Annotated in this window: 15 protein-coding genes; 6 read left to right on the top strand and 9 right to left on the bottom strand. The window is 46.5% G+C overall.

What is annotated here, in order from left to right; all coding sequences use genetic code 11:
* Nucleotides 1–136: 136 nt before the first annotated feature.
* Both tpiA and VRK_RS01025 read left to right on the top strand, forming a co-directional pair.
* On the top strand, nt 137–907 hold the full coding sequence (gene tpiA / locus VRK_RS01030) for a triose-phosphate isomerase (RefSeq protein ID WP_059119697.1): 771 nt from the start codon (nt 137–139) through the stop codon (nt 905–907).
* Between the two features lie 131 nt (nt 908–1,038).
* Nucleotides 1,039–2,421 carry an MATE family efflux transporter gene (locus VRK_RS01025; protein ID WP_059119696.1) on the top strand — a complete coding sequence of 461 codons (1,383 nt, stop codon included), beginning with the start codon at nt 1,039–1,041 and terminating at the stop codon, nt 2,419–2,421.
* A gap of 28 nt (nt 2,422–2,449) precedes the next feature.
* On the opposite strand, the gene rraA is transcribed toward VRK_RS01025, so the two are convergent.
* From rraA to priA, 7 genes are all read right to left on the bottom strand, one after another.
* Nucleotides 2,450–3,010, bottom strand: coding sequence for a ribonuclease E activity regulator RraA (rraA, locus tag VRK_RS01020; RefSeq protein WP_059122590.1), 561 nt, complete (start codon nt 3,008–3,010; stop codon nt 2,450–2,452).
* 76 nt (nt 3,011–3,086) lie between these two features.
* The gene (locus tag VRK_RS01015) at nt 3,087–4,004 is read right to left on the bottom strand and encodes a 1,4-dihydroxy-2-naphthoate polyprenyltransferase (RefSeq protein WP_059119695.1); all 918 of its coding nucleotides are present in this window, start codon (nt 4,002–4,004) and stop codon (nt 3,087–3,089) included.
* 177 nt (nt 4,005–4,181) lie between these two features.
* On the bottom strand, nt 4,182–5,513 hold the full coding sequence (hslU, locus tag VRK_RS01010; RefSeq protein WP_059119694.1) for an HslU--HslV peptidase ATPase subunit: 1,332 nt from the start codon (nt 5,511–5,513) through the stop codon (nt 4,182–4,184).
* A gap of 44 nt (nt 5,514–5,557) precedes the next feature.
* Entirely contained in the window at nt 5,558–6,097 is a 540-nt protein-coding gene (gene hslV, locus VRK_RS01005; RefSeq protein WP_038178732.1) for an ATP-dependent protease subunit HslV, read from the bottom strand.
* A 142-nt stretch (nt 6,098–6,239) separates the two neighbouring features.
* Nucleotides 6,240–6,788 (bottom strand): SPOR domain-containing protein, encoded by a 549-nt coding sequence (locus tag VRK_RS01000; protein ID WP_059119693.1) that lies wholly within the window; start codon nt 6,786–6,788, stop codon nt 6,240–6,242.
* 105 nt (nt 6,789–6,893) lie between these two features.
* On the bottom strand, nt 6,894–7,898 hold the full coding sequence (gene cytR / locus VRK_RS00995; protein ID WP_059119692.1) for a DNA-binding transcriptional regulator CytR: 1,005 nt from the start codon (nt 7,896–7,898) through the stop codon (nt 6,894–6,896).
* Nucleotides 7,899–8,148: 250 nt separating this feature from the next.
* Nucleotides 8,149–10,353 carry a primosomal protein N' gene (gene priA / locus VRK_RS00990; RefSeq protein ID WP_059122589.1) on the bottom strand — a complete coding sequence of 735 codons (2,205 nt, stop codon included), beginning with the start codon at nt 10,351–10,353 and terminating at the stop codon, nt 8,149–8,151.
* A gap of 250 nt (nt 10,354–10,603) precedes the next feature.
* On the opposite strand from priA, the gene rpmE reads away from it, so the two are divergent.
* Together rpmE and VRK_RS00975 are read left to right on the top strand one after the other, a co-directional pair.
* A complete protein-coding gene (gene rpmE, locus VRK_RS00980; RefSeq protein WP_059119690.1) occupies nt 10,604–10,825 on the top strand; it encodes a 50S ribosomal protein L31 in 222 nt (73 codons plus the stop codon).
* 323 nt (nt 10,826–11,148) lie between these two features.
* On the top strand, nt 11,149–12,426 hold the full coding sequence (locus VRK_RS00975; protein WP_059119689.1) for a malic enzyme-like NAD(P)-binding protein: 1,278 nt from the start codon (nt 11,149–11,151) through the stop codon (nt 12,424–12,426).
* A gap of 74 nt (nt 12,427–12,500) precedes the next feature.
* Here VRK_RS00975 and VRK_RS00970 read toward each other — a convergent pair whose 3' ends face one another.
* On the bottom strand, nt 12,501–13,139 hold the full coding sequence (locus tag VRK_RS00970; protein ID WP_059119688.1) for a glutathione S-transferase: 639 nt from the start codon (nt 13,137–13,139) through the stop codon (nt 12,501–12,503).
* 166 nt (nt 13,140–13,305) lie between these two features.
* Nucleotides 13,306–13,623, bottom strand: coding sequence for a met regulon transcriptional regulator MetJ (gene metJ, locus VRK_RS00965; protein WP_059119687.1), 318 nt, complete (start codon nt 13,621–13,623; stop codon nt 13,306–13,308).
* A 214-nt stretch (nt 13,624–13,837) separates the two neighbouring features.
* Between metJ and VRK_RS00960 the strand changes: the two genes are divergently transcribed.
* On the top strand, nt 13,838–15,004 hold the full coding sequence (locus VRK_RS00960) for an O-succinylhomoserine (thiol)-lyase (protein ID WP_059119686.1): 1,167 nt from the start codon (nt 13,838–13,840) through the stop codon (nt 15,002–15,004).
* The gene (locus tag VRK_RS00955; RefSeq protein WP_059119685.1) at nt 15,004–17,415 is read left to right on the top strand and encodes a bifunctional aspartate kinase/homoserine dehydrogenase II; all 2,412 of its coding nucleotides are present in this window, start codon (nt 15,004–15,006) and stop codon (nt 17,413–17,415) included. The genes VRK_RS00960 and VRK_RS00955 overlap by 1 nt, the downstream gene beginning before the upstream one ends.
* Nucleotides 17,416–17,586 lie beyond the last annotated feature (171 nt).

Here is a 17,586-nt window from a genome sequence, read left to right as displayed (position 1 = left end):
AAAATAAAACCAAATTGAAACTATCTCAAATATGCTAACCAAGAAAGTCATGATTCGTATCATGATCTACTTGGTTTTATCTGTTATATTCTGTCGAAGTCACATTTTTATACTCACTGAATTTGGAGATATTCCTATGCGTCGTCCTGTTGTTATGGGTAACTGGAAACTAAACGGAAGTAAAACGATGGTCACAGAACTGCTCTCTGGCCTGAATGCTGAACTCGAAGGCATAGCCGGTGTTGACGTCGCGGTTGCACCACCTGCTTTGTATCTTGACCTTGCAGAACGGTTAATCAAAGAAGGCGGAAATAAGATTATTCTGGGCGCACAAAATACTGATGTTAACAACAGTGGTGCTTTCACCGGTGATATGTCTCCTCAAATGCTGAAAGACTTTGGTGCAACGCACATCATTATCGGTCACTCTGAGCGTCGCGAATACCATCATGAATCTGATGAGTTCGTCGCACAAAAATTTGCGTTTCTGAAAGAAAATGGCCTGACACCTGTATTGTGTATCGGTGAGTCAGAAGCTCAAAACGAAGCAGGTGAGACACTTGCCGTTTGTGCACGCCAGCTTGACGCTGTGATCAAAACGCAAGGTGTTGAAGCACTCAACGGTGCGATCATCGCTTACGAACCAATCTGGGCTATCGGTACTGGTAAAGCAGCGACAGCAGAACAAGCACAATCAATTCATGCTTCTATTCGTGCTCATATTGCAAAAGAAAGTGAAGAAGTGGCTAAAAATGTCATCATCCAGTATGGCGGCTCCGTAAAAGCAGAAAATGCAGCCGAACTCTTTGCTCAACCAGACATCGATGGCGCATTGGTTGGTGGTGCCGCATTAGATGCGAAAGGATTTGCAGCGATTGCGAAAGCAGCTGCGGCAGCCAAAGCATAACGATCAATTATTGACGTATTTTCAAGGCCGGCATTTGCCGGCCTTTTTATCACTCAGGTACTAAACTGGCTGTTTTGACCAGAATCGAGTATGCTGTGAGCCCGGTTCCCCCGATAGACATCCTTCTTTCTATGCATGATAAACACGGGCTGCTTTCGGCACCAATTCCCGTCGTACTCCGCCGGATGACAATCCCGATGACCTTCGGCATGATATCGGTGCTGATGTTCAACTTAGTCGATACTTACTTTATTTCTCTGCTCGGTACCCAAGCACTGGCTGCCGTCAGCTATACGTTCCCTGTTACTTTTGCTGTGAACTGTATCACCATGGGGATCGGTGTTGGTTTATCGACCAGTATTGCTCATTTGCTGGGTCAAAAATCGATACACAATGCGGCTCGCCTGACAATTCATGGTTTGCTACTGGCCGTGTTCTTAGTCAGTATTGCTTCTGGCATTGGCTTGTTAACCATCTCGCCTCTTTTTACCTTACTCGGTGCTCAGCAAACATTACTGCCTTTGATACAGCAATACATGTCCGTTTGGTATATTGCCATACCATTGCTGGTCATTCCTATGGCCGGAAACAGCGCCATCCGGGCAACCGGAGATACCAGAACCCCGGCATTGCTCATGATTCTTTCCGGCACCATCAACGGCATTTTAGATCCATTACTCATCTTCGGTTATGGCCCTTTTCCCGAGCTTGGAATTCAAGGCGCAGCGATTGCCAGTGCGATTAGCTGGTGTTCAGTCTTGGTTGGTACATTATATATTTTATTCTACCGGGAACGACTAGGTACACGACCTTATTGGCGGTCATTATGGCAAGACTGGCAGCAGATTTTGCGGATTGGAACCCCTGCAGCGCTGTCCAACGCGATGAACCCGATTTCCGGTGCATTGTTGATGATACTACTCTCCCAACATGGTACCGAGGCGGTTGCAGCATACGGTGCAGCACAACGTGTGGAGTCGATTTTGATTCTGGTACTGATGTCGTTAACTTCGACACTCACACCTTTTTTAGCGCAGAATTTTGGTGCCGACAATCCACAACGCGGCTTTGCCGGACTTTTCTTGAGTATGCGGTTTTCTGTTGTGTTTCAGAGCATCATTTTCTTAATGATGGTTCCACTGAGTATCCCCATTTCTGCCCTCTTCTCACAAGAAACACAGGTTCGGGAAATACTCTGGCATTATCTGCTGATTGTGCCATTAAGTTATGGATTTCAGGGGATTGTGATGATGATTGTTTCAGCCCTGAACGTGCTACACCAACCTCTGAGAGCCTTCAGTTGGAATTTCATGCGTCTGTTTATTTTTACGCTACCTTCAGCTTGGGTCGGATCACAACTTTGGCAGGTGAATGGGTTATTTGCAGGAATTGCCATAGGCAACATTCTCGGTGGGGTATTTGGATATTTTCAGGCTTTATCTTTACGACGACAAAGCCTGCATCCAGCGACAAAAAAGCCAGTCAAAAGGAAGACGATGAGCCGTAAGCAATAAACGGCTCTGACATCAGACAAAATCCAGATTAAATCCGGTCTTCATCTTCTTCGACAATAATATCATCATCATCGAGTTCTTCCTCATCCAACTCAGCCTCTTCAAGGTCAGTATTCAAAGGCTCCTGAGAAAGAATGATACCGGTACTATCTGCATAAAGATAATCTTCCGGTAAGAAGGTGACGCCACCAAAGTTAACGGGGATATCGATCTCCCCCACACTTTGTGCAGCAGCGCCAACAGGAATCGATGCCATGCCCTGAATACCGATATTCATTTCTTCCAGCTCGTCAACTTCTCGAACGCACCCGTAAACAACCAGTCCTTCCCACTCATTTTCTTCAGCGAGCGCAGCTAATTCCGCGTCAATCAGGGCACGACGTAAAGAACCACCGCCATCAACCAATAGCACCCGTCCCAAACCGTCTTGCTCAAGCACTTCACGGATCAAACCATTATCTTCAAAACATTTGATCGTTGTTATCTGGCCGGCAAAAGAGGCTCGCCCACCAAAATTACTGAACATCGGTTCTACAACATCAACCTGATCGAAATAAATATCACAAAGTGCAGATGTATTGTATTCCATGGCAACCATTCTCACAGCGGAAAGTATCTTAGATGAGTATATCGACTATGTAAGTCATTGCAATGACAAAGCGCAATTAACTGATCAGTGTTTGAGCAATGACAACTCCGACAAACAATAAATTTGTCACGACAGAACATCTGACGACAGCAGGTAACATCGGTGCGATCTGCACCGGCTGTTCTGCTTCCCAGATGGCAACCGCATGTTTGATCATCGCCACCAGACTGAGTAGAAAAGGAAGAGCGAGCCAAAGCGGATCAGTCTGTAACCACAGATACAAACTAAACGTGAAGACAGCACCGGCTAACAGAATAAAGTGATATTTTTTTGCCAGTATCGGGCCTAAACGAACGGCAATGGTTCGCTTACCGCAAATTTCATCATTTTCGATATCCCGCATATTATTGACATTCAATACTGCAACAGCCAATAAACCACACGCGATCGATGGCAGTAACAACGTCGTATTCAATTGACCGGTATAAAGAAAATAAGTCCCGGAGACCCCCAACAAGCCAAAGAAGATAAACACCGAGACATCACCCAGCCCGACATAACCATAAGGCTTATTACCGACGGTATAAGCAACAGCTGCGATCATCGCCATAACGCCAAGGCCAATAAAAACCAGAATATTTTCAAGCGAGTCCAAGGCATACAAAATCAACGCCATACCAGAAACGACGGTAAGCAGTACATTGATCATCATGGCATATTTCATGTCTTTCAATGTAACGGCACCCGACTGAATCGCCCGCATAGGACCTAATCGAGCATCATTATCTGTTCCTTTCACCGCATCGCCATAATCATTGGCAAGATTAGACAAAATTTGCAGTAAAATGGCAGTGACCAAGGCCAAAATTGCTATTGGCCACGAAAAATGCTTTTCAGAAAAAGCTAAGGCACTTCCTGTGAGGATCGAAATCAATGCCAAAGGCAAGGTTTTCGGTCTAGCCGCATCCATCCAAATCGAAAGAGAGTTCATCATGATTACAGCCTAGTGGACGACAAGTGTCCTAGTATACGACGAATTCATTGATAATAAAAAGCCCGCATAAAAATGCGAGCTTTTATACCCAGATGACATTAAAATGCCAAGTGAACCAACCATACCGAGCAGGCAATTGAGAACACTGGCATCACTGTCCCGATCACAGTTTGGCTCTTACAGAATGAAGCGGCTGAGATCTTCATCGCCAACCAATTCACCGAGACGCTCTTGCACATAATCGGCATCGATGATGAACGACGATCCGGCCTTATCGGTCGCATCGAAAGAAATTTCATCCATCAATCGTTCCATTACGGTATGCAGACGGCGAGCCCCGATATTTTCAGTGGTTTCATTCACCTGCCAAGCGGCATCCGCAATCTGTGCAATCCCCTCTTCTGTGAATTCAATAGCAACATTTTCTGTTGCCATCAACGCCTGATATTGCTCTGTCAAAGATGCTTTCGGTTCAGTCAGGATGCGTTTGAAATCATCACTGCTCAGCGCTTCCAGCTCAACCCGAATCGGTAAACGCCCTTGTAATTCAGGAATCAAATCCGACGGTTTGGCAACCTGAAAGGCCCCGGAAGCAATAAATAGAATATGATCCGTCCTGACCATACCATGTTTGGTCGATACGGTGCTGCCTTCGATCAGTGGCAACAGATCGCGCTGCACCCCTTCTCGGGAAACATCCGGTCCGGAGACTTCACCACGCTTACAGATTTTGTCGATTTCATCAACAAACACAATACCGTGGTTCTCAACATTAAAGATGGCTTGTTCTTTCAGTTCATCTTGATTGACCAGTTTCGCGGCTTCTTCTTCCGTCAGCGCCTTAAACGCATCTTTAATCTTCAGCTTGCGTTTCTTTTGCGTGTTCCCGGCCAGATTTTGGAACATGCCCTGTAACTGGTTGGTCATTTCTTCCATACCCGGAGGCGCCATAATTTCAACGCCCATTTGCGGCGCAGCGACATCGATTTCAATCTCTTTATCATCGAGCTGACCTTCACGTAATTTTTTACGGAATACCTGTCTGGTATGAGAATTATCTTCGACTCGCTCTTCTTCACCCCAAGAATCACGCGGTGGCGGAATTAATACATCAAGAATGCGCTCTTCAGCTAACTCTTCAGCCCGGAACTTCACTTTTTCCATGGCTTGCTGATGGGTCATCTTTACCGCAACATCTGTCAGATCACGGATAATCGATTCAACTTCTTTACCGACATAACCGACTTCAGTAAATTTTGTGGCTTCAATTTTCATAAATGGCGCATTCGCCAGCTTTGCCAAACGCCGAGCAATTTCGGTTTTACCTACCCCTGTCGGGCCGATCATCAAAATATTTTTGGGCGTCACTTCGACACGCAGACTTTCTTCCAGTTGCATTCGACGCCAGCGATTACGTAAAGCAATCGCGACCGCTCTTTTCGCTTTGTCCTGACCGATGATATGACGATTGAGTTCATGAACAATTTCACGAGGAGTCATTTCAGACATGCTTATTTCCTTTGTTCCGTATTGCAGACGCTATCGAATAGTTTCTATGATTCACTTTGAGGAATATCAAGCACTTCGATAGTCTGGAAATGGTTAGTGAACACACAGATGTCACCTGCAATTTGCAGCGCTTTCTCAGCAATCTCCTGAGCGTCCAGATCGGTATTTTCTAGCAAAGCCGTCGCAGCAGCCTGTGCATAATTGCCACCGGAACCAATTGCGATCAGATCATGTTCTGGCTGAACAACATCACCATTACCGGTAATAATCAGTGAAGCAGTCTCATCTGCAACGGCTAAAATCGCTTCCAAACGACGCAATGCTCGATCACTTCGCCAATCTTTGGCCAGTTCAACAGCCGCCTTCACTAGATGTCCTTGATGCATTTGCAACTTGCTTTCAAAACGCTCAAACAATGTAAATGCATCCGCTGTGCCACCAGCAAACCCAGCTAGTATCTTATCGTTGTACAGGCGGCGCACCTTGCGGGCATTTCCTTTCATCACGGTATTACCCAGAGAAACTTGACCATCTCCGGCAATAACAACTTTATTATCACGACGGACGGATACGATTGTAGTCACGAGAGGACCTCTTCCATTTTATAAAGTGTGTTAGGGAACTATATAAGGACAAGCTTGTTTGAATTCAAGTCAAAAGGCGGGATATTGTTGTTATTTCCTCCGGAATTCGGTGACCGGCTCCGGAGGATAGGGAGAAACGTGTTTATTGTTTTTCTTTCCAAATCGCACATGGTTCGATCTTAGCACGCTGAAGTTTGTGCCGATCACGTTCAGCATCGCGTTTAAATTTGTAAGGACCGATCACTACACGATACCAGCTACTATCTTCTTTCTTGCGAATTTTACTTTTAATGCCCTGAAAAGCGATGTCCAGTTTCCGTTTGTCAGCCTGAGTCATCGTTTTATACGCACCGCACTGCATAATGTACGGAATTTCCGATACTTTCAACGCTTTCGGAGTAACCTCGATTTCACGCTGAGGTAAGATATCGACATAGTCCCACTTTTCAGTCGGTGGCGGAGGAAGTGTCTTTTGATTATCATGCGTAGATTGCTTGACTTCGGTTTTCTGAACCACTGGTGCATAATTCACCGGCGGAGACGGCTGTATACTCAGTGTATACAAGCCATATCCAAACACAGCCACCACAATCACAGCGAGCGTACCACTCAACCAAGGGCGTTTCTTCGAAGTTTTACGCGCAGTTTTCTTCGCTGCACTACCCCGTTTCACATAGTCTTTATTAGCCACTAAATTACGCTTACCTTACAAACAATGACTGTATGTTAAAGAAGACCATCCGGAAGCACAACTCTGAGTACAATACGCATCGGCATTGTTGCAATTCAGGTAATGTCATCCACGAGGAGCAGCAACACTTTCACGAATCACCAGTTTTGTTTCCAGCAAACGAGAACCGGCCCGAACATCGTGTCCCCGGAGAACTTCTAACATCATCAGCATCGCCTGACGGCCAATCTCATATCGAGGCTGAGAGACTGTTGTTAACGGCGGATCACAATACTGAGCAAAGTTAATATCGTCAAAACCAACCACTGATAGGTCCTGAGGTACTCTGACGCCCAAGCGTTTCGCTTCTTGAATGGCACCGATAGCCATCATGTCATTGTGGCAGAAAACAGCTCCCGGCGGTTCGGCCAACCCTAAAAGGTGCCGAATCGCTTTCACACCAGCTTCAAAACTAAAATCGCCTTTGTAATGGTAAGCAGGATTCATAGTAATTCCGGCGCGTCTTAAAGCCTGCATGTATCCCTGATGACGGAAATGACACAACGCTGCTGAATCGGGTCCGGCAATCTCACCAATTTTTTTATGGCCCATCTGAGTGAGATAATTAACCACTTCAAACGCAGAGGTCAGATTATCAATATGGACGGTCGGTAGTTCCAGTTCCGGTGCGTACTCACAGGCCATCACCATCGGCGGTAAATTTTTCTGCTCTGATTTACTGGCATCAAACGGTAAATCGGTACCAAGGAGTAGCATTCCGTCGGCTTGCTTGGTGAAGACCAGATTGACAAAAGAACTTTCTCGTTTCTTCTGTTGTCCACTATCACCAAGTAGCACTAAATAACCATGCTCAACAGCCGCATCCTCGATACCCCGAATAATTTCAGAAAAGTACGGGTCACAAATATCGGGAACGATAGCAACAATCGTCTTTGATTCGTTACGTCTTAAATTTCGTGCCAGTGAATTCGGAGAGTATCCGGCTTCGAGTACTGCATCTTCAACCCGTTTTCTTGTCGTAGGCGACACTTTTTCGGGATTCATCAATGCCCTAGATACGGTCGCGGTTGACACTCCCGCTAGTTGAGCAACATCCTTCATTGTCGCCATACATTAAAACCCTCTTTCAAAATAGTATTTGCTATAAAACTGATTCATTGCACAACACTTTTGATATATCTATCAAGAGCTTGATGTATGTGCTTCCATAGTTTAAGCATTTCTACAAATAAAGTTACGGTCTATTTAACACTTCTTACATCATAAACGAGAAATAGATCACGATACATAGGTTTTATATCGTGGCAAAGATACAAATCAAGTCGATGTCCTTCCGACTTACCGAATAGAGATCGGGGGATTATGACAAATCATGGGGTTCAACATCGAGCGACCAACGAACTTTCCCCGCGAGAGGTAAGCGTTGAATGACAGGTTTGGCACTCATCAACAGTTTCTGCATCATCGGGCGACTCATCGTTTGCATCAATAGCTGCCAGCGATATTTCCCGGCTCGTTTCGCCATCGGTGCCGGAGATGGCCCTAAAACGGCACAGGTTGCATGATCAAACAAGGGATGAACTTCCAAGGTCTGCTTCACCTGCCTGAGAAAATCCTCGCCAAGCTCGGCTTGATTTGATTCAGCTTTAAATAAGGTTAAATAGCTGAAAGGGGGTAATAATGCCAGTTTCCGCTCATGTAACGCGCTCATGGCAAAGTGACGGTAATCCTTTTGGAGTAATGCTTGCAGTAAACTGTGCTCCGGATGATGTGTCTGAAGGATGACTTCACCGGGCTGACTGGCTCGTCCGGCACGACCTGCGACCTGAATAAATAACTGTGCCAATCGTTCGGATGCCCGAAAGTCATGACTATACAAAGCACTGTCTACATCCAGTAAGCCAACCAGTGTCACCCTTGGGAAATGATGACCTTTCGCCAGCATCTGCGTCCCGATTAAAATATGATATTCCCCCCGGTGGACCGCATTGAGGGCAGATTCCAGCGTGCCTTTTCTGCGGGTACTGTCCCGGTCAATCCGGATGGTGCGGTATTGGGGGAAGATCTGCGCCAGTTGTGTTTCCAACTGTTCAGTACCGACACCAACCGTCGCCATCTGCGTCGAGCCACAATCATGGCATTGATGTAACACCGGGCGCTGAGAACCGCAGTGGTGACAGCGAAGCTCCTGTGTCACCTGATGATAGGTATAACGTGCATCACAACGCTGACAGTGTGCCACCCAGCCACACTCATGACACATCAGCACCGGAGCATATCCCCGTCGGTTGAGAAATAACAAAACCTGATTTCCGACCTGTAAATGCTTTCTCATTTCAGCAATCAACGGTGCTGACAACCCACCTTCAAGATAGAGCCCTTTGACATCCAAAACCCGATTGGTAGCCGGAACGGCATCCCCCGCCCGTTGTGTCAACGTTAAATGGTGATATTTACCACTGAGCGCATTTTGTAAAGTCTCAAGTGCAGGCGTCGCTGACCCCAAAACAATCGGAATCTGTTCAAGGCTGGCACGCATGACTGCCACATCCCGCGCATGATAACGCAAGCTATCCTGCTGTTTATATGAGGCATCATGTTCTTCATCAACAATAATGATTCCCAAATCAGCAAACGGTGTAAACAACGCCGAACGCGTGCCAATAATCACACCGGCATGACCATCCCGGGCAGACAACCATGCATTGAGTCTTTCCGTCTCATTGAGCCCGGAATGCATGACCACTACCGGTACCATAAACCGTGAGCGAAAACGCTGAATCGTTTGTGGTGTTAAACCGATTTCAGGCACCAGAACCAGCGCTTGTTTTCCTTGTTTCAGGACTGGTGCAATCAAGTTCAAGTAGACTTCCGTTTTTCCGGATCCGGTGACCCCTTCCAACAGGTAGCAACCAAATTCATACTGGCTATTGATCGTCGCAATTGCAACGGACTGCTCCATATTCAGTTGCGGCTTCTCATCTTCGTCTTCCAGTAATTCAGGCCACGGTTGGCGGTCTGGCTTCCGGTCAATCGCTTCAATCCACCCTTTTCCCTCAAGCGTGTTCAAAACCTGACGACTGATATCTTCATCTAACAATGCTTGATGGCTTTGTGTGCCGTTTTCCAATAAACGTAAAACCTTCGCCTGCTGGACGGCACGGCCAAGCCCCTGCATCAGTTGATTTCGTCCGGAAGTTGTCAGACACCACTCCCGCAAGGTAGCGAAATCAGCAGTTTTTCCTTTTCTCAGTGCTGCGGGTAACGCATTTGACAAGGTATCACCGAGTGGATACTGATAATATTGGCTGCACCATGTGAATAGCCGAAACAGGCTGGCGGACCAGACTGGCCGCTCATCCAGCACAGAGCGAATCGGTTTCAGTACATCGGGGCTCATTTCAGAGTTATGGACGAGTTCGGTCACAATACCAATCAATGTCTGTCGCCCGAACGGCACGGAAACCCGTCCACCGATAACAGGCTGACAATGCGCTGGTATCAGATAGTCGAACTGTTTATCCAAAGGAACAGGTAATGCCACTCGGGCAATGGATGGATGCATATCACTGAACATCAGATGTCAAAATCATGGACACCAGTCTAATCGAAGCCATCATGAAATTCGAGGCACCAATAGAAATGGTGAAAATAACAGCAAAACTAGTTGATCCCCGCTCATGGATTCTTTAATATAGCGCGCCTTGATGATACGGACGCCCGTATCACAACCGATGTAAGACGATATGATTAACTGACATGTGGTGTCCGGCAACGATCCGGATAGCGACATGGCCCGATTTTGAGGTTCTCCCATGAAAACTGGTATCCACCCAGAATACAAAGTTGTAAGCGCAACCTGTTCTTGCGGCAACGCTTTCGAATTCAGATCAACACTGAGCAAAGATTCTCTGCACTTGGATGTTTGTGACAAATGTCACCCATTCTATACTGGTAAACAACGTATCGTTGATACCGGTGGCCGTGTAGATCGCTTCAACAAGCGTTTCGGTGCGCTTAGCAGCAGTAAAAAATAATCTCTTCGCTGAGAATTTCAAAAAGGACACCATTCGGTGTCCTTTTTATTTTCCAAAATGCTTTTTATTTTTCTCAGCCCTTTGCAGCCATTCAGCCCGTTGATGGTCACGGCCTATCGGTATATCGTCATCTTCGCGACGTCAACGTAATCCTTGCATAAAACAGAATATACCAGCATAAACTCCTCCAACCTCTACATATTTATGCAATTTTTAAATACATAATGCCATAATCGCCCTAGGCAGATACTCGGACATCCATTAGAATGAAGTCTCTTTCCCTATAACTTTCCCTATAAACATTACAACGAGACGCTACCCTTATGTCTGAAGACAATCGCCAAGATTTAACGCCTGAAGAAGCATTTCGCCAGAAAGCTTTGGATTATCACGCCATTCCGACCGCAGGAAAAATCGCAGTCACACTCACAAAACCTGCCGACACAGCGACAGATCTGGCTTTAGCCTATAGCCCCGGTGTGGCAGAACCCGTGCGTGAGATTGCGCAGGATGTCGATAATATTTACAAGTATACCGCGAAAGGAAACACTGTCGCAGTCATCTCTAACGGTACAGCCATCCTTGGATTAGGCAATCTGGGGCCGATGGCATCCAAACCCGTGATGGAAGGAAAAGCATTACTTTTCAAACGATTCGCAGGTCTGGACTCATTCGACATTCAAGTGAAACACCGGACTATCGATGAGTTCGTTGAGACTGTCGCGAATATTGCCGATACGTTTGGTGGTATTAATCTGGAAGATATCAAAGCACCGGATTGTTTTGAAATCGAACGACGTCTTATCGAACGTTGTGATGTTCCAGTCTTCCACGATGATCAACACGGTACAGCCATCGTCACTGCTGCAGGCATGCTCAATGCGATTGAACTACAAGGAAAGGATCTGAAAGAGTGTACTATCGTTTGCCTAGGTGCCGGCGCAGCGGCCGTTGCCTGTATGGAACTGCTGATCAAATGCGGTGCAATGCGTGAGAAAATCTATATGCTTGACCGTAAAGGTGTGATTCACACTCGCCGCACTGATCTGAACGAATACAAACAGTTATTTGCCAATAATACAGATAAGAGAACCTTGGAAGACGTCATTCAAGATGCCGATCTATTCCTTGGCGTTTCCGGTCCGAATCTGCTGCCACCGGAAGCATTAGCACTGATGGCAGAAAAACCGATCGTATTTGCCTGCTCAAATCCGGATCCAGAAATTAAACCGGAACTAGCTTATCAAGTCCGCAATGATTTGATCATGGGGACGGGTCGCTCTGACTACCCGAATCAGGTCAACAATGTTCTATGCTTCCCGTTCATTTTCCGTGGTGCCTTGGATATTCGGGCGAGCGAAATTAACGATGAAATGAAAATTGCAGCGGTTGAAGCCATTCGCAAACTCGCAAAAGAAGAAGTGCCGGCAGAGGTCCTGAAAGCGGCCAGTGTTGATAGCCTCTCATTCGGGCCCGAGTACATTATTCCAAAACCGATGGATCCACGCTTGTTGCCCCGGGTCGCCAGAGCCGTTGCGCAGGCAGCCGTTGATTCAGGTGTTGCTCGTATTGCAATGCCGGAAGGCTATATGCAAGATTAATATGACACACTGGCAAGTGTCTTACTGATAAAAAAGAGGATGCATTGTGTGCATCCTCTTTTTTATCACTTTATTCAAGCCGGTATCTTTTGCAAGGCTTGCTGATAGCTCGCCAATTTAGCAATTTGTTTCATATAACGTTGAATATTTGGATAGCCAGACACGTCGGCAAGCTGTAATACTAAATTCATCTGAAAGTCAGCGCCACTGAGCTGCTCTCCGGCAAACCATGAACGGTGCGCAAGCGTATCATCGATATAACGCAAAAAAGTAGATACACGGGGCTCAATCACAATCTGCTCCATCTTGTTGAGAAAAGAACCAATCAACGGACGCAGCAAGAATGGGAGTTTTTCTTTCGATTTGATAAAGATCAGCCGCATCACCAACCACATCATGAAAGACCCCTCAGCGGCATGTAACCAGTAGCGGTAATCCAGCAATGCCTGACCCGATTCAGGCCGGAAACGACGTTGATGGTCATAGGTATCGATCAGATACTCAATAATGGCACCTGACTCGGCAATAGTTTGCTCGCCATCAACAATCGTCGGAGACTTGCCTAACGGATGAACCGCCTTCAAAGTATCCGGTGCACCCCAAGTCTTTGGATCTCTACTGTAATGAACAATTTCATATTCGAGTTCGAGAGCTTCCAACAACCAGACCACACGTAATGCCCGAGACTGCTCAAGGTAGTGAACATAGATCATATCAGACGTTCCTTATCTTCAAAGAAAACAACCAAAACCTTCTACATCGTTCTCTTTCTAAAAAGAAATTAATTTCATATTAATTTGAGCTTAAAACAATCCGGCCAAATCAGCCAGCGTACAGAAAAGAATGCTTTATCTATCTGAGAAGTCAGGCACCTTCCGATTAATCATCATAAGATTCAAATTCGATACCCATCGCAGTCATGATTGCTTTTGCTTCGGTTGGAATATCATCCGGACGATCTTTACGCAGGTCTTCATCCGTCGGCAAAGGCTGACCGGTATATGCATGTAAAAACGCCTCACACAAAAGCTCACTATTTGTTGCATGACGTAAATTATTGATCTGGCGTCTTGTCCGTTCATCAGTCAATACTTTAAGCACTTTCAACGGGATAGAGACCGTAATTTTCTTGACCTGCTCGCTTTTCTTACCATGTTCAGCATAAGGACTTATGTATTCACCATTCCAATCAGCCATTGCTTCCCCTCATTGCCCGGAACCCGTCATTATTATCAAAAAAAGTAGGTGTTAATTTTAGCTTTATTTACTGCTATAAGCAAAGACATATAGACGTCTAGAAGTATTGACGTCTCATAAAAAAATCAGTACAGTGAGCAATTATATCCAATCGGTGTCGATTGAGATTTTCAGTCATGAACGACATTTGTCATCAAGTAGGAAGGAATCACATATGCGCACTCGCAAACCTGCAACCATCGCCGTTCGAACGGGTATTGAGTCAGACACGCAGTACCATGCTGTCGTTCCGCCGATTTATCTCTCAACGAATTATGGATTTCCGGCATTCGGTGAAGTCCCGCAATATGATTATACCCGTTCGGGTAATCCGAACCGTGGACTTCTGGAACAAGCACTTTACGAACTGGAAGGTGGTCAGGGTGCGGTGATTACCAACTGCGGTACCTCAGCGCTCAATCTATGGCTCTCTGCTTTTATCGGCCCCGATGATCTCATCGTCGCACCCAATGATTGCTATGGCGGCACGTATCGTTTATTCAATACCCGCGCCAACAAAGGCGACTTCCGGGTACTATTCGTTGATCAATGCGACGATACCGCGCTTGCTGAAGCTCTAGCCCAGAAACCCAAACTCATTTTGCTGGAAACCCCATCCAATCCGCTCGTTCGGGTTGTCGATATCGAAAAAATCTGTCAACAAGCTAAACAAGTCGGTGCTTTAGTTGCGGTTGATAATACCTTTCTGACCCCGGTCTACCAACAACCTTTATTGCTTGGTGCTGACTTTGTGATCCATTCTACGACCAAGTATATCAATGGCCACTCCGATGTAATTGGCGGCGTGATCATCAGTAAAACCAAAGAACACGCAGAACAACTCGCTTGGTGGGCTAACTGTATCGGCGCATCCGGCACACCATTCGATAGTTATATGACACTCAGAGGGCTTCGCACCTTGAATCCAAGAATGCGTTGCCATGAAGAGAGCGCGCTGAAAATTCTTACTTACTTGCAGTCTCAAGACCTCATCGGGACGATTTATCATCCGAGCTTATCGACTCATCCCGGTCATGACATTGCGAAAAAGCAGCAAAGTGGATTTGGCTCGATGCTCAGCTTTGAATTTGCGGGGAGCTATGAAGAGCTACAACAATTTGTCAGTCGGCTCAATCTGTTTTCATTAGCGGAGTCACTCGGTGGTGTCGAAAGTTTAATTTGTCACCCGGCAACGATGACCCATCGTGCGATGGGTGAGGAAGCGCTCCACAAAGCAGGTATTTCTCTACAATTATTACGGCTATCAGTCGGCTTAGAAGATGCCGATGACTTGATTGCAGATCTGGATCAATCCCTGAATTGGGTAAAGGAGAATCGTTGATGCACACCGTACGCCACCTCCATAAATTCGGAGGAAGTAGTCTGGCTGATCCGGCATGTTATCGCCGCGTTGCTCAAATTCTCAAAGAGTATTCGCAAAGTCACGATCTGGTTGTGGTCTCTGCCGCGGGCAAAACAACCAATCAACTCATTGCTTTTATTGAAAATTTAACCGTCGAACCGCAACAGGCCCAAGATGTTTTGGAGCAAATTCAACAGTTTCAACGCCAGTTGATTGCAGATTTGCTCGAAGGAGAAGCCGCGCAGGCACTGACGAATCGGCTCAATGATGAATGCATGACTCTTGCAGAACTCACTTCCCCACTGACCGCCGCCCAACAGGCCTTCGTGCTGGCTCATGGCGAAATTTGGTCATCCCGTTTAATGGCTGCGTTACTCAATCAGCAAGGATTAATGGCGATTTCACAAGACGCCAGAGCATTCTTACGCGCTCACAGAGAAACACAGCCGGAAATTGACCGTGCTCAGTCCTATCCATTGCTCAAGGAAATTTTGGCTCAACACGGTCATCAGCGGATCGTGATCACTGGCTTTATCGCTCAAGATGAAGCCGGAGAAACGGTTCTGCTGGGTCGAAATGGTTCCGATTACTCTGCGACCATCATTGGTGCGCTGGCAGAAGTAGAACGGGTAACAATTTGGAGTGATGTCGCCGGAGTCTACAGTGCTGACCCAAGAGTTGTCACTGATGCCTGCCTGCTGCCGTTACTTCGTCTGGATGAAGCCAGCGAGCTGGCTCGCCTTGCCGCACCGGTTTTACATAGTCGAACATTACAGCCCGTGGCACAGAGTGCAATTGATCTGCATCTCCGGTGTAGCTATGACCCTGAAGCCGGATCAACTCATATCGAACGGGTACTCGCTTCCGGACGGGGTGCCAAAATCATCACGTCTCTGGATGAAGTCTTGCTGATTGAGCTCAGTTTCGCGCGCGGACACGATTTTCAGCGCCTGTACAAACAGGTGATCGAGCAACTCAAGCGAGCCCAGCTCACGCCGCTTGCTTATGATAAACAAGATGACCAGTATCGCATACAGCTTGCTTACACGGCTGAAATCGCTTCTGGTGCCTTGTCTTATTTGCAAGATGCCGCTATTGAAGCAGAAATTCGTCTCAAAGAAGGCTACTCACTCGTCGCAGCCGTCGGCGCCGGAGTGACCAAAAATGCCAACCACTGTTTCGGCTTTTATCAGCAACTCAAACAAGCTCCGATTGAGTTCCTCTGTGAATCTGAATCGGAATTGAGTCTGGTCGCGATACTTCGTCAGACATCCGTAGATACGCTTGTCAATCAACTGCATACCCACCTTTTTCAGGCGCAGAAACGTGTGGCACTCGCACTCTGTGGCAAAGGCAATATCGGTTCGAGTTGGCTCAAGCTATTCACGGAACAGAAAGCCGAGCTGGAAAAACGCCGCGGGATGAATTTTGAACTGGTCGCGGTGATCGATAGTCAGACCTACTGGTTTGATGAACAAGGGATAGACCCGACAAAGGTCGAACACCATTTTCTTGAAGAATCTATCCCCAATGACGGTCAAGAATGGCTGCTCAAACTGGGGCAGATCCGCGGCTATGATGATGTCATCGTGCTGGATGTGACAGCCAGTGCCGAACTCGCTTCACAGTATATTCAGATCGCAGAACAAGGGATGCACCTTATTTCCGCAAACAAGGTCGCGGGTTCTTCCAGTAGTGAATACTACTATCAAGTCAAAGACTCTTTTGCAAAGATCAGTCGTCACTGGTTTTACAATGCGACGGTCGGTGCCGGTCTGCCGATTAACCATACGGTGAGAGATCTGCGGGAAAGCGGAGATGAGATTGTCGCGCTTTCCGGGATTTTCTCAGGAACACTGTCTTGGTTGTTCCAGCAATATGATGGCACCGTTCCATTTAGTGAATTGGTTGATCTGGCATGGCAACAAGGCTTAACCGAGCCCGATCCGAGAAATGATCTGGATGGTTCCGACGTCATGAGAAAATTGGTGATTCTGGCGCGTGAATCCGGTCTGGATATTGAGCCCGATCAGGTCTCTGTCGAATCACTGGTCCCGGAAGAATTACAACGCCTCTCTCTGGATGACTTTCTTGATCAAAGCACTCTGCTCGACATTCAGCTTGCTGAACGTCTGGCAAAAGCGCAGCGGGAAGATAAAGTTCTGCGTTATGTCGCTCGTTTGGAGAAGTCCGGAAAAGCCTCCGTCGGTGTGGAAGCATTGCATCGGGAGCATCCATTAGCCAATCTGCTCCCGTGCGATAATATCTTTGCGATCGAAAGTAAATGGTATAAAGACAATCCGTTAGTGATTCGCGGTCCCGGTGCCGGGCGAGACGTCACTGCGGGCGCGATTCAGTCAGACATCAACTTACTTTCCAGCTTATTATAATAAACCCATCGTTGATCACACATTCAATATATCAGGAGCCTTTTGGCTCCTGATTTGTTTCTAAACTATTTGTTTCTAAACTAAGAGATGTGAAAAGCCTTCATATAAACATGAATAATATTCATGTTTATATTGTTGACATGTAAAACAATTCAATAGAATATCTAGACA

It is taken from the genome of Vibrio sp. MEBiC08052 (genome assembly GCF_001506075.1).
Taxonomy (GTDB): domain Bacteria; phylum Pseudomonadota; class Gammaproteobacteria; order Enterobacterales; family Vibrionaceae; genus Vibrio.
This window is presented reverse-complemented; position numbering and strand designations above follow the sequence as displayed.

What these genes read in the sequence shown, in the direction of transcription:
- VRK_RS00975 (WP_059119689.1), top strand. Translation starts at nt 11,149, where the DNA reads ATGTCTGAAGACAATCGCCAAGATTTAACGCCTGAAGAAGCATTTCGC.
- rraA (WP_059122590.1), bottom strand. Translation starts at nt 3,010, where the DNA reads ATGGAATACAATACATCTGCACTTTGTGATATTTATTTCGATCAGGTT.
- metJ (WP_059119687.1), bottom strand. Translation starts at nt 13,623, where the DNA reads ATGGCTGATTGGAATGGTGAATACATAAGTCCTTATGCTGAACATGGT.
- cytR (WP_059119692.1), bottom strand. Translation starts at nt 7,898, where the DNA reads ATGGCGACAATGAAGGATGTTGCTCAACTAGCGGGAGTGTCAACCGCG.
- VRK_RS00955 (WP_059119685.1), top strand. Translation starts at nt 15,004, where the DNA reads ATGCACACCGTACGCCACCTCCATAAATTCGGAGGAAGTAGTCTGGCT.
- VRK_RS01015 (WP_059119695.1), bottom strand. Translation starts at nt 4,004, where the DNA reads ATGATGAACTCTCTTTCGATTTGGATGGATGCGGCTAGACCGAAAACC.
- hslU (WP_059119694.1), bottom strand. Translation starts at nt 5,513, where the DNA reads ATGTCTGAAATGACTCCTCGTGAAATTGTTCATGAACTCAATCGTCAT.
- tpiA (WP_059119697.1), top strand. Translation starts at nt 137, where the DNA reads ATGCGTCGTCCTGTTGTTATGGGTAACTGGAAACTAAACGGAAGTAAA.
- VRK_RS01025 (WP_059119696.1), top strand. Translation starts at nt 1,039, where the DNA reads ATGCATGATAAACACGGGCTGCTTTCGGCACCAATTCCCGTCGTACTC.
- rpmE (WP_059119690.1), top strand. Translation starts at nt 10,604, where the DNA reads ATGAAAACTGGTATCCACCCAGAATACAAAGTTGTAAGCGCAACCTGT.
- priA (WP_059122589.1), bottom strand. Translation starts at nt 10,353, where the DNA reads ATGCATCCATCCATTGCCCGAGTGGCATTACCTGTTCCTTTGGATAAA.
- VRK_RS00970 (WP_059119688.1), bottom strand. Translation starts at nt 13,139, where the DNA reads ATGATCTATGTTCACTACCTTGAGCAGTCTCGGGCATTACGTGTGGTC.
- VRK_RS00960 (WP_059119686.1), top strand. Translation starts at nt 13,838, where the DNA reads ATGCGCACTCGCAAACCTGCAACCATCGCCGTTCGAACGGGTATTGAG.